This window comes from Mycolicibacter terrae (genome assembly GCF_010727125.1).
GTDB classification, from domain to species: domain Bacteria; phylum Actinomycetota; class Actinomycetes; order Mycobacteriales; family Mycobacteriaceae; genus Mycobacterium; species Mycobacterium terrae.
This window is the reverse complement of sequence record NZ_AP022564.1, coordinates 3,346,319-3,357,919: the sequence shown is the minus strand read 5'-3', so window position 1 is coordinate 3,357,919 and position 11,601 is coordinate 3,346,319. Positions and strand designations below refer to the sequence as shown.

Below are 11,601 nucleotides of genomic sequence, written 5' to 3'. Positions count from 1 at the left end.
TGCCCGGATGGTTCGTCAGAAGATCCTCATCACCGGGGCAAGCTCTGGGCTGGGAGCCGGGATGGCCCGCGCATTCGCCGCGCGCGGACGCGACCTGGCCCTGTGCGCTCGTCGAATCGACCGCCTCGAGGAACTGAAAGACGAGCTGACGCAGCAGTATCCCGGCGTCAAGGTGGCGGTGGCAGCCCTCGACGTCAATGACCATGACGAGGTGCCCAAGGTGTTCGCCCAGCTCTCCGGCGAACTCGGCGGAATCGACCGGGTCATCGTCAACGCCGGGATCGGCAAGGGCGCCCCGCTGGGGGCCGGGAAGCTGTGGGCCAACAAGGCCACCCTCGAAACCAACCTGGTCGCCGCGCTGGTCCAGATCGAGACCGCGCTGGAGATGTTCAGCTCCGCCGGCAGCGGGCACCTGGTGCTGATCTCCTCGGTGCTGGGCAACAAGGGTGTGCCCGGCGTCAAGGCGGCCTACGCCGCCAGCAAGGCCGGGGTGTCGTCGCTGGGTGAGTCGCTGCGCGCCGAGTACGCCGGCAGCCCGATCAAGGTCACGGTGCTGGAGCCGGGCTATATCGAGTCGGAGATGACGGCCAAGTCGGCGTCGACGATGTTGATGGTGGACAACGAATCCGGGGTCAAGGCGATGGTGGGCGCGATCGAACGCGAAACCGGCCGGGCGGTGGTGCCGCCCTGGCCGTGGGCGCCGATGGTGTGGGTGATGCGCCGGCTGCCGCCGCGGTTCACCAAACGCTTCGCCTGAGCCGCAGGCGGTACACCAGCAGGATCGCCTTCGCGATCAAGAACGCCACGGCGACGCCCATCAGCAGCGTCGACAGTGCGTAGGCGCCGTACTCGGCTCCGCGGTGGTAACGGTCGTTGACCAATAACGTCAGCGTCTGTGAATCACCCGGCAGGTTCGACGCCACCATGATGACGGCACCGAACTCGCCGAGCGTGCGCGCGGTGGTCAGCACAATGCCGTAGGTCAGGCCCCAGCGGATCGATGGCAGCGTGATCCGCCAAAGCGTCTGCCACGAACTCGAGCCCAGCGTCGCCGCGGCCTGCTCCTGTTCGATTCCGACCTCCGTGAGCACCGGCTGAACCTCGCGCACGACGAACGGCAGGGTGACGAAAATGCTGGCCAGTACCATCCCGGGCAGCCCGAAGATGATCTTGATTCCGAGGGTGTTCTCCACGAATCCCAGAGCCCCGGACGAACCCCACAGCGCGATCAGTGCGACCCCCACGATGATCGGCGAGACCGCGAACGGAATGTCGAGGATCGCCTGAAGCACTGATCGTCCCCGAAAATTGGTGCGCGCCAGCAGGATCGATGTAAAAACGCCGAACAACGCATTCAGCGGGACCACGATGACGACCAGCAGCAGGGACAGCTTCAGCGCCGAGACCGCCGCCGGGGTGCTCACCCAGGCCCAGAAGTGCCCGAACCCGGGACGAAATGTCCGGTACAGGATTATCGACACCGGAGCGATCAGCATCACGCCGATATAGGCCAAGACACCGACCCGCAGGAGATGACGCCGCTCCAACCGCGGTGTCATCCGTCCTCCTCCTCCCGTTTGGCCGCACGCCCGCCGACGGTCCGCAGCAAAACCAACACAGCGAACGAGATCGCCAATAACACAATCGATATCGCCGCTGCACTGGTGCGGTCGTCGGTCTCGATCAACGCGCGAATCCACTGCGATGACACTTCGGTCCTGCCGGGCACCGCGCCACCGATCGTCACGACCGAGCCGAATTCCCCGACGCACCGCGAAAACGCAAGCCCGGCCCCGGTCAACAGCGCGGGCCGCAGCGACGGCAGTAGAACCAGGCGGAAGGTCGTCAGACGCGTGGCGCCCAGTGAGGCGGCCGCCTCTTCAGCGTCCCGATCGAGCTCCAGCAGCACCGGTTGGACGGCGCGCACCACCAAGGGCAACGTGACGAAGGCCAGCGCCATCACCACCCCGGCCGGAGTGTGCTGCAGATGAATGCCGACGGGGCTGGCGTTGCCGTACAGGGCCAACATCACCAAGCTGGTGACGATCGTCGGCAGCGCGAACGGCAGATCGATCAGCGCATCGATCAAGCCCTTCCCGACGAAGGCATCGCGCACCAACACCCAGGCGGTCGCCAGGCCGAATACCACGTCGAGCGCGGTCACCAGCACCGCACTCGTCAGCGTGACCCGGAAGGATTCCATCGCCGCGTGTGAGGTGATGGCCAGCCAGAACCCCTGCCAGCCCCTGCCGCCTGCTTGCCAGACGATGGCCGCCAATGGCAGCAGCACGATGACCGACAGCCATAGCGTGGTCACGCCGATGCGAAGCGGCGTGACCATCGATCGCCCGGACGCCGGCGGGTGTGCCGCCGTGGCCGGGATTCCGGCGGCGGCCTGCCGGAAATCTCTGCCGGAGACCCCGGCGTCGATGGTCGCCGGTGCGGTGGACAAATACATGCGGGCCTTCCAACGCCGGATGTTCGGCACGGGTCACTGCCGACAGTGACCACCGAGAACTGGTATCTGCGTCTGAATCGCCGGCAAACCGTTCGGCGAGGAGTCAGCAACAACAGTGCAGCAGCAAAACCACGGCGCTACGCCGCCAGACACCGGATGCCATCTGCATGGCGCGAAGCCTAAAGAACGAGCCGGGAGTCGACATCTCGATCGTTCCGGTGATGGGCTGCCTTCTGGCCCGGGCCGGTGACCCATCCGCTTCCCCGGCAGCGGAGAAGATGCCGGCGAACCCGGCCGCCGCTCGCCGCGGCGCTGCGGAACCCGATCGCCCGGGATCGGCTCGGCCGATACCCCGCCCGCACCCGGCCGCCATCGTCGCGGGTGTGAATTCTGTGGCGAAATCCGTTGCCGACGTGGGAATCCCGATGCGAGGCGCCCATCGCCCCTACTGTGGAAACGACTCGCATCTCGCCGCGGGAAACCGACGGTCGAGAACGGCTCAACGCGGCCCGGCCACAGGGCGTCGCCGATCGGCCGTCTGGAGCGGCGGGCGCCCGAGCCGGCCGAGATCCGCGGTGGCCGGTAAAAAGTCAGGCTGAGAGAAAAAGTCCGCCCGGCGCCGCCCCGGTGACTACTTCGTTCGGCCGCGCTCCACCCGGTAGCGACGCACCAGCGCGTCGGTGGAGCTGTCGGTCTGCGGCTGCGGGGAGGAGTCGTCGGTCAGCACCGGCAGCAGCGCCTTGGCCTGCGTCTTGCCCAACTCCACCCCCCACTGGTCGAAGGAGTCGATGCCCCACACCACGCCCTCGGTGAACACCTGATGCTCGTAGAGCGCGATCAGCTGGCCCAGCACCGAGGGGGTGAGCCGGGAGGCCAGAATCGAGGTGGTCGGCCGGTTGCCCGGCATCACCTTGTGCGGCACGACGTCTGCGGGCGTTCCTTCTGCGGCGATCTCCTCGGCGGTCTTGCCGAACGCCAGCACCTGGGTCTGGGCGAAGAAGTTGCTCATCAGCAGGTCGTGCATGCTGCCGGTGCCATCGGCGGTGGCCAGGTCGTCGAGGGGCTGGGAGAAGCCGATGAAGTCGGCCGGCACCAGCCGGGTGCCCTGGTGCAGCAACTGGTAGAACGCGTGTTGGCCGTTGGTTCCCGGCTCACCCCAGAAGATCTCGCCGGTGTCGGTGACCACCGGGGAGCCGTCGGCGCGGGTCGACTTGCCGTTGGATTCCATGGTGAGCTGCTGCAGATACGCCGCGAAGCGGTCCAAATCGTTTGAGTAGGGCAGCACCGCGCGGGACTGGGCGCCGAAGAAGTTGGAATACCACAGCCCGATCAGGCCGAGCAGCGCGGGCGCGTTGGATTCCAATGGCGCAGTGCGGAAATGCTGGTCGACGACGTGGAATCCGGCGAGGAACTCCGCGAAGCGCTCCCGGCCGATCACCGCCATCACCGACAGCCCGATCGCCGAATCCACCGAGTACCGCCCGCCGACCCAGTCCCAGAAGCCGAACATGTTCGCGGTGTCGATACCGAACTCCTCGACCAGCCCGGCATTGGTGGAGACCGCCACGAAATGCTTCGACACCGCGGCATCGCCCAGGGCGCCGGTCAGCCAGCGCCTGGCCGCGGTGGCGTTGGTCAGCGTCTCCAGTGTCGAGAACGTCTTGGAGGCCACGATGAAAAGCGTTGTCGCGGGGTCTAAACCGGCCAGCTTTGCGATCAGGTCGGCCGGATCGACATTGGAGACGAACCGCGCCGAGACGCCGGCATCGGCGTAATGGCGCAGTGCCCGGTCGACCATCACCGGGCCGAGATCTGAGCCGCCGATGCCGATGTTGACGACGGTCTCGATGCGCTTTCCGGTGGCTCCGGTCCATTCCCCACTGCGCAGCCGGTCGGTGAAGTCGCCCATCGCGTCGAGCACCGCATGCACGTCGGCGATGACGTCCTGACCGTCGACGTTCAGGTCGGCGTTGCGCGGCAGCCGTAACGCGGTGTGCAGCACCGCCCGGTCCTCGGAGGTGTTGATGTGCACCCCGGCGAACATCGCGTCGCGCCGTTCCTCCAGGCCGGCCGCCCGGGCCAGATCGAGCAGCAGGCCGACGGTCTCGTCGGTGAGGCGGTGCTTGCTGTAGTCGATGTAGAGGTCGCCGACGGTGATGGTGAACTTCTCGCCCCGTTCGGGGTCGTCGGCGAACAGCTGACGCAGGTGAGCATCGCCGATCCGCTGGTGGTGCTTGCGCAACGCGTCCCAGGCCGGGGTGGCGGAGATGTCGGGGATCTGTTGAACGGGACTCATTCCCCGACACTAGCGGCGATCGCGAACCCGGCGCAGGCCGGTCAAAGCCGCTTAGTGACCGAGTCGGCCGCGGCCCAGTCGCAGCAGCAGCATCGCCAGGTCTTTGCCGTCCTGGCCGAGCTCGCTGTAACGCTCGAGCACCTTCATCTCCCGGCTGTGCACCAGTCGGGTGCCGCCCGAGGCCATCCGGGCCTTGCCGATCTCCTGCGACACCTCGGTGCGTCGCTTGACCGCGGCCAGGATCTCGGCGTCGAGCCGGTCGATCTCGTGGCGCAGTTCATCGATGTCAGGCAGCTGTTGGGGTTGGGCAGTCATGGGTTCGGACTCCAGATTCTCGCTGTTGGTGTTTTCTGGTCCCATCGGCGATCCGGCCTCACACAACAGACAAGCCCCGGGTCGGCGAAGCGGACCGCGGGGCGCAGGCGTTGCGTCTAAACCACGGGCACCGCTGATCGGTACCCGTAGAAAAATCGACGCTGTGTGTCGCGCACGAAACGAGTCTGCCACTAAGGGCCGTGCCAGCGCAAAGACTGTCGTCTGGCGGCGGTACGTTGGGTTGCGATATGACAGTGCACGCGACTCCGCAAACCGATCACCTGCTCGACGGGCTCAACCCGCAGCAGCGCCAGGCCGTACTGCATGAGGGCTCGCCGCTGCTGATCGTCGCCGGCGCCGGCTCGGGCAAGACCGCGGTGCTCACCCGGCGCATCGCCTACCTGCTGGCCGCCCGGGACGTCGGGGTGGGGCAGGTACTGGCGATCACCTTCACCAACAAGGCCGCCGCCGAGATGCGGGAGCGGGTGGTGTCGCTGATCGGCCCGCGCGCCCGCGTCATGTGGGTATCGACGTTTCACTCCACCTGCGTGCGGATTCTGCGCAACCAGGCCTCGGTGGTTCCCGGGCTGAACTCCAACTTCTCCATCTACGACGCCGACGACTCGCGGCGGCTGCTGTTGATGATCGGCCGCGACATGGGCCTCGACGTCAAACGGCACTCGCCGCGGCTGCTGGCCAATGCGATCTCCAACCTCAAGAACGAACTGATCGACCCCGACCGAGCGCTGGCCGACCTGACTGAAGACTCCGATGACCTGAGCCGGGTTGTGGCTGCGGTGTACGCCGAATACCAGCGCCGGCTGCGCTCGGCCAACGCCCTGGACTTCGACGACCTGATCGGCGAGACGGTCGGCATCCTGCAGGCGTTCCCGGAGATCGCCCAGCATTACCGCCGCCGGTTCCGGCACATCCTGGTCGATGAGTACCAGGACACCAACCACGCGCAGTACGTGCTGGTGCGCGAGCTGGCGGGGCACTCAATGGCGGGTGAACAGGCGAGTGACATCCCGCCGGCGGAGCTGTGCGTGGTCGGGGACGCCGACCAGTCGATCTACGCCTTTCGTGGCGCGACCATCCGCAACATCGAGGACTTCGAGCGCGACTACCCGGACGCGACGACGATGTTGCTGGAGCAGAACTACCGCTCCACCCAGAACATCCTGTCGGCGGCCAACGCGGTGATCGCGTACAACTCCGGACGCCGGGAGAAGCGGTTGTGGACCGACTCCGGTGACGGCGAGCTGATCGTCGGCTATGTCGCCGACAACGAGCACGACGAGGCGCGGTTCGTCGCACAGGAGATAGACGCCCTGTCCGACGCCGGCGCGGTCAACTACTCCGACATCGCGATCTTCTACCGCACCAACAACGCGTCCCGTTCGCTGGAAGAGGTGTTCATCCGCGCCGGCATCCCGTACAAAGTCGTTGGCGGCGTGCGTTTTTACGAGCGCAAAGAGATCCGCGACGTCATCGCCTACCTGCGGGTGCTGGACAACCCAGGCGACGCGGTGAGCCTGCGGCGCATCCTCAACACCCCGCGCCGCGGCATCGGGGACCGCGCCGAGGCGTGCGTGTCGGTGCACGCCGAGAACACCGGCACCGGATTCGCCGCCGCACTGCGCGCCGCTGCCGAAGGGCAGGTGCCGATGTTCAATACCCGCTCCCAGAACGCGATCTCGGCGTTCGTCGCGATGCTCGACGAACTGCGGGCACACCTCAACACGTGCGACGACGACCTCGGCGGGCTGGTCGAGATGGTGCTGGACCGCACCGGTTACCGCGCCGAACTCGAGGCCTCCACCGATCCGCAGGATTTGGCCCGGCTGGACAATATCAACGAACTCGTCAGCGTCGCACACGAATTCAGCATCGACCGGGCCAACGCACTCGCCGAACAGGACAGGCTGGACGAGGAAGAAGACATCCCTGACGTCGGCGTGCTGGCGGCGTTCCTGGAGCGGGTCTCGCTGATCGCCGACACCGACGAGATCCCCGAGCACGGCTCCGGAATGGTCACGCTGATGACCCTGCACACCGCCAAGGGGCTGGAATTCCCGGTGGTGTTCGTCATCGGCTGGGAGGACGGCATGTTTCCGCACATGCGGTCGCTGGGCGATGCCCGCGAGCTCTCCGAGGAACGCCGGCTGGCCTACGTCGGCCTCACCCGGGCCCGGCAACGGCTCTACCTCAGCCGGGCCAAGGTGCGCTCATCGTGGGGCCAACCGATGCTGAACCCGGAGTCACGCTTTCTGCGGGAGATCCCGCAGGAGCTCGTCGACTGGCGGCGCACCGATGCCACCGCGGCGCCGAGCGCCCCGGTCAGCGGTGCCGGCCGGTTCGGTACGCCGCGGCCGGCACCGAGCCGCTCCGGAAACCGGCCGTTGTTGGTGCTGGCGCCCGGGGACCGGGTGACGCACGACAAGTACGGCCTGGGCCGGGTGGAGGAAGTCTCCGGGGTGGGGGAGTCGGCGATGTCGCTGATCGACTTCGGCAGTTCCGGGCGGGTCAAGCTGATGCACAACCACGCGCCGGTGACCAAGCTCTAAAACGACTCCGACAGCCAGCGTCTGGTGGCCGGGTGCAGTGCTGCCGCGACGGTGGCGGCCTGGATGAACGGGATCACGTGCACGATCCCCGGCACTCGGGCGCCCGCGAGGAAAAGACTGCCAAAGGTCAGGAGCGCGACCACGGCACCGATCGCGATCAGGTATCGGCCCAGCGGACGACGCAGCAGCAGCATGATCACCCCGGTCACCGTCGTCACCGCGAACACCAGGCTCAAGAAACCCACTGCGACGCAGAACAGCCGGTCGGTGTGCCACCAGCTGGCAATCAGGTCGGTGGATACCACCGAGGTGGCCCAGCAGCCCACGATGGACAACACGCAGGCGCTGATCGGGACAACGGCCGACGGGGTCTGGGTCGGGGCCGGCCGGGGAGCCACCGGGGGCTGTGCCGCCGGGGGCATCCGCTGCGCACCGGTGACGATCGGGATGGCGCCGGTAGGGGCCCGGCGGATGATGCGGCTGGCAGCACTGGCCGGATCGGTTCCGGAAGGACTCGAGGGGTTAGCACCGGTGGGCGGATGGTGGCGGTCGGTCACCAACCCAGGTTAAGCGAAATTGATCCCGCGCTTGGCGAGCCAAGAAGTCGGGTCGATCCTGCTGGTGCCGTTCTGCAGCACCTCGAAGTGCAAGTGCGGGCCGGTGGAATAGCCGCGGTTGCCCATCTCGGCGATCTGGTCGCCGGCCATGACGCGCTCGCCGACGCTGACCAGCGACCGGTTGATGTGCCCGTAGAGCGTGACCGTGCCGTCGGAGTGACGCAGTTTGACCAGCATGCCGTAGCCGGCGCTGGCGCCGGACTCGATCACCACGCCGTCGGAAGCCGCCAGGATCGGGGTGCCGATGGCGTTGGCGATGTCGATGCCGGCGTGCAGCACACCCCAGCGGTAGCCGAAGTTCGAGGTGAACGCGCCCTGGGTCGGCGCGACGAACAGCGGGCGCTGCAGCCGGGCCTCGCGCTCGGCACGCTCCTGGGCGAAGGCCACGCCCTTGGCCAGCTCCTCGTTGTGCACCACGACATTGGCCGCGGCCTTGACCGTGATCATCTGCATGCCGCGGCTGGAGGTGGTGGTGGTGCCGTCGTTCAGCGTCGTCTTGCTGGCGACCAGTACGGCGGGCCGGGCGACGGCGTCGCCCGAGGGGTGGGTGGCGGCGTGCGCGGCGGCAGCGGCCGCGCCGGCGGCCATCGCGGCGATCATCACGCGGCTCTTGACCGCGCTGGTGGGCTGGCTGCGGTGTTTTCCGCCGCGGCGGACCGGCACACCGGCCGCTTCGCGCGGAAAGCCGTAGACGTACTCGTCCGGGTAGCCGCCGCGGGGGAAGGCCAGCCGCAGGACCGGCATGTTGTCGGTGTCGGTCATGTCGTCCAGCTCCGGCGCCGATAGCACGTCAGCCGAGCCGTCGAAGGCGGCGCCGGTAAACGCGGCGTCGCTGAACGGGGCGTCGTCGAGCCGTCCGAACTCGTTGAAAGGAATGATGTCGGTCACCTCGGCGGGGCTCGGAACAGAAGACCGGTTTGCAGCCGCCGCAGCGCCGTTCCGATAGCGGGAGGTGACCCCGCGAGAAACCGGGCGCATGGGTGATCCGTGCTGCATCAGCCTGGAAGATCCTCTGGTCGTAATCAGAACGTTATAAAGACCTAGACTCGGTGACGGTAACCAGTTCCGCATCCGGTGGCAAGCCATCGGTCAAATCCGGACGCAAATGTGAAACTAATCACGTTTTACGGGCGGTGAGATGTGCCACAGCGATGGTATGGGAGGGCGGAACCTCGCCGCGGGGTCGATACAGTGCCTCGGGAGTTAAATCCTCTTGAATCCGACAGTGCCGGCCTACCGGCTACCCGTAATAAGACAGTGAGCCCATGGATCTTTTCGAGTATCAGGCGAAGGAGCTGTTCGCCAAGCACAACGTGCCCACCACCCCGGGCCGAGTAACCACCACGGCTGAGGACGCCAAGGACATCGCCACCGAGATCGGCCGGCCCGTGATGGTCAAGGCCCAGGTCAAAGTGGGCGGCCGCGGCAAGGCCGGTGGCGTCAAATACGCCGCCACCCCTGAAGACGCGTTCACTCACGCGCAGAACATCCTGGGCCTGGACATCAAGGGCCACATCGTCAAGAAGCTGCTGGTCGCCGAGGCCAGTGACATCGCCGAGGAGTACTACATCTCCTTCCTGCTCGACCGCTCCAACCGCACCTACCTGGCCATGTGCTCGGTCGAGGGCGGAATGGAGATCGAAGAGGTCGCCGCGACCAAGCCGGAGCGGCTGGCCAAGGTGCCCGTCGACGCCGTCAAGGGTGTCGACCTGGCGTTCGCCCGCTCGATCGCCGAGCAGGGCCACCTGCCCGCCGAGGTGCTCGACGCCGCGGCCGTGACCATCCAGAAGCTCTGGGAGGTCTTCGTCGCCGAGGACGCCACCCTGGTGGAGGTCAACCCGTTGGTGCGCACCCCCGATGACCAGATCCTGGCGCTGGACGGCAAGGTCACCCTCGACGGTAACGCCGAGTTCCGTCAGCCCGGCCACGCCGAGTTCGCCGACATCGACGCCACCGACCCCCTGGAACTCAAGGCCAAAGAGCACGACCTGAACTACGTCAAGCTCGACGGCGAGGTCGGCATCATCGGCAACGGCGCCGGTCTGGTCATGTCCACACTGGATGTCACCGCCTACGCCGGTGAGAAGCACGGCGGCGTGAAGCCGGCGAACTTCCTCGACATCGGCGGCGGTGCCTCCGCGGAGGTGATGGCCGCCGGCCTGGACGTCATCCTGGGCGACAAGCAGGTCAAGAGTGTCTTCGTCAACGTGTTCGGCGGCATCACCGCGTGCGATGCGGTGGCCAACGGCATCGTGGCTGCGCTGAAGATCCTCGGCGACACCGCGACCAAGCCGCTGGTGGTTCGGCTCGACGGCAACAACGTCGAGGAGGGCCGGGCGATCCTGGCCGAGGCCAACCACCCGCTGGTGACCCTCGTCGACACCATGGACGAGGCCGCCGACAAGGCCGCCGAGCTGGCGCACGCCGGAAAGGACGCATAAGCATGTCGATCTTCGTCAACAAGGACAGCAAGGTCATCGTCCAGGGCATCACCGGCAGCGAGGCCACCATCCACACCGCCCGGATGCTTCGGGCCGGCACCCAGATCGTCGGCGGCGTCAACGCCCGCAAGGCCGGCACCACCGTCACCCATGAGGACAAGGGTGGCCGGATGATCAAGCTGCCGGTGTTCGGTGGCGTGGCCGAGGCCATGGAGAAAACCGGCGCCGACGTGTCGATCGCTTTCGTGCCGCCGAAGTTCTCCAAGGACGCGATGATCGAGGCCATCGACGCCGAGATCGGCCTGCTGGTGGTCATCACCGAGGGCATCCCGGTGCAGGACAGCGCCTACGCGTGGGCCTACAACCTGGAGAAGGGCGCCAAGACGCGGATCATCGGGCCGAACTGTCCGGGCATCATCACCCCCGGCGAGTGCCTGGTCGGGATCACCCCGGCCAACATCAGCGGCTCCGGACCGATCGGCCTGGTGTCGAAGTCCGGCACGCTGACCTACCAGATGATGTACGAGCTGCGGGACTTCGGGTTCTCCACCGCCATCGGCATCGGCGGCGACCCGGTGATCGGCACCACCCACATCGATGCCATCGAGGCGTTCGAGAAGGACCCCGACACCAAGGTCATCGTGATGATCGGTGAGATCGGCGGCGACGCCGAGGAGCGGGCTGCCGACTACATCAAGGCCAACGTCACCAAGCCGGTGGTCGGCTACGTCGCCGGGTTCACCGCTCCGGAGGGCAAGACCATGGGGCACGCCGGCGCGATTGTGTCCGGTTCCTCGGGCACCGCGGCCGCCAAGCAGGAGGCACTGGAGGCCGCCGGTGTGAAGGTGGGCAAGACCCCGTCGGCAACCGCGGCGCTGGCCCGCCAGCTCCTGGAGAGCCGGTAGCA

10 protein-coding genes are annotated in these 11,601 nt (G+C 67.0%); 4 read left to right on the top strand and 6 right to left on the bottom strand.

Features of this window, described 5'->3' with window-relative positions; translation table 11 throughout:
• Window positions 1–7 precede the first annotated feature (7 nt).
• Window positions 8–757, top strand: a complete 750-nt coding sequence (locus tag G6N23_RS15890; RefSeq protein ID WP_085262609.1) for an SDR family oxidoreductase — start codon at window positions 8–10, stop codon at window positions 755–757.
• Here G6N23_RS15890 and cysW read toward each other — a convergent pair.
• From cysW to G6N23_RS15870, 4 genes are all read right to left on the bottom strand, one after another.
• Window positions 738–1,559: a sulfate ABC transporter permease subunit CysW gene (gene cysW, locus G6N23_RS15885; protein WP_085262608.1), complete on the bottom strand. Its 822-nt coding sequence runs from the start codon at window positions 1,557–1,559 to the stop codon at window positions 738–740. The genes G6N23_RS15890 and cysW overlap by 20 nt on opposite strands.
• Window positions 1,556–2,458, bottom strand: a complete 903-nt coding sequence (gene cysT / locus G6N23_RS15880; protein WP_085262607.1) for a sulfate ABC transporter permease subunit CysT — start codon at window positions 2,456–2,458, stop codon at window positions 1,556–1,558. The genes cysW and cysT overlap by 4 nt, the downstream gene beginning before the upstream one ends.
• A gap of 631 nt (window positions 2,459–3,089) precedes the next feature.
• Entirely contained in the window at window positions 3,090–4,754 is a 1,665-nt protein-coding gene (pgi, locus tag G6N23_RS15875) for a glucose-6-phosphate isomerase (RefSeq protein WP_085262606.1), read from the bottom strand.
• Between the two features lie 51 nt (window positions 4,755–4,805).
• Window positions 4,806–5,069 carry a chorismate mutase gene (locus G6N23_RS15870; RefSeq protein WP_234808716.1) on the bottom strand — a complete coding sequence of 88 codons (264 nt, stop codon included), beginning with the start codon at window positions 5,067–5,069 and terminating at the stop codon, window positions 4,806–4,808.
• 248 nt (window positions 5,070–5,317) lie between these two features.
• On the opposite strand from G6N23_RS15870, the gene pcrA reads away from it, so the two are divergent.
• On the top strand, window positions 5,318–7,636 hold the full coding sequence (gene pcrA, locus G6N23_RS15865; protein ID WP_085262604.1) for a DNA helicase PcrA: 2,319 nt from the start codon (window positions 5,318–5,320) through the stop codon (window positions 7,634–7,636).
• On the opposite strand, the gene G6N23_RS15860 is transcribed toward pcrA, so the two are convergent.
• Together G6N23_RS15860 and G6N23_RS15855 are read right to left on the bottom strand one after the other, a co-directional pair.
• Window positions 7,633–8,193 carry a hypothetical protein gene (locus G6N23_RS15860; protein ID WP_085262603.1) on the bottom strand — a complete coding sequence of 187 codons (561 nt, stop codon included), beginning with the start codon at window positions 8,191–8,193 and terminating at the stop codon, window positions 7,633–7,635. The two genes, pcrA and G6N23_RS15860, sit on opposite strands and share 4 nt — an antisense overlap.
• Window positions 8,194–8,202: 9 nt before the next feature.
• Window positions 8,203–9,249 carry a M23 family metallopeptidase gene (locus tag G6N23_RS15855; protein ID WP_085262602.1) on the bottom strand — a complete coding sequence of 349 codons (1,047 nt, stop codon included), beginning with the start codon at window positions 9,247–9,249 and terminating at the stop codon, window positions 8,203–8,205.
• Between the two features lie 269 nt (window positions 9,250–9,518).
• On the opposite strand from G6N23_RS15855, the gene sucC reads away from it, so the two are divergent.
• Both sucC and sucD read left to right on the top strand, forming a co-directional pair.
• The gene (sucC, locus tag G6N23_RS15850; protein WP_085262601.1) at window positions 9,519–10,694 is read left to right on the top strand and encodes an ADP-forming succinate--CoA ligase subunit beta; all 1,176 of its coding nucleotides are present in this window, start codon (window positions 9,519–9,521) and stop codon (window positions 10,692–10,694) included.
• 2 nt (window positions 10,695–10,696) lie between these two features.
• A complete protein-coding gene (gene sucD, locus G6N23_RS15845; protein ID WP_085262600.1) occupies window positions 10,697–11,599 on the top strand; it encodes a succinate--CoA ligase subunit alpha in 903 nt (300 codons plus the stop codon).
• Window positions 11,600–11,601 lie beyond the last annotated feature (2 nt).

What these genes read in the sequence shown, in the direction of transcription:
- G6N23_RS15890 (WP_085262609.1), top strand. Translation starts at nt 8, where the DNA reads ATGGTTCGTCAGAAGATCCTCATCACCGGGGCAAGCTCTGGGCTGGGA.
- cysW (WP_085262608.1), bottom strand. Translation starts at nt 1,559, where the DNA reads ATGACACCGCGGTTGGAGCGGCGTCATCTCCTGCGGGTCGGTGTCTTG.
- cysT (WP_085262607.1), bottom strand. Translation starts at nt 2,458, where the DNA reads ATGTATTTGTCCACCGCACCGGCGACCATCGACGCCGGGGTCTCCGGC.
- pgi (WP_085262606.1), bottom strand. Translation starts at nt 4,754, where the DNA reads ATGAGTCCCGTTCAACAGATCCCCGACATCTCCGCCACCCCGGCCTGG.
- G6N23_RS15870 (WP_234808716.1), bottom strand. Translation starts at nt 5,069, where the DNA reads ATGACTGCCCAACCCCAACAGCTGCCTGACATCGATGAACTGCGCCAC.
- pcrA (WP_085262604.1), top strand. Translation starts at nt 5,318, where the DNA reads ATGACAGTGCACGCGACTCCGCAAACCGATCACCTGCTCGACGGGCTC.
- G6N23_RS15855 (WP_085262602.1), bottom strand. Translation starts at nt 9,249, where the DNA reads ATGCAGCACGGATCACCCATGCGCCCGGTTTCTCGCGGGGTCACCTCC.
- sucC (WP_085262601.1), top strand. Translation starts at nt 9,519, where the DNA reads ATGGATCTTTTCGAGTATCAGGCGAAGGAGCTGTTCGCCAAGCACAAC.
- sucD (WP_085262600.1), top strand. Translation starts at nt 10,697, where the DNA reads ATGTCGATCTTCGTCAACAAGGACAGCAAGGTCATCGTCCAGGGCATC.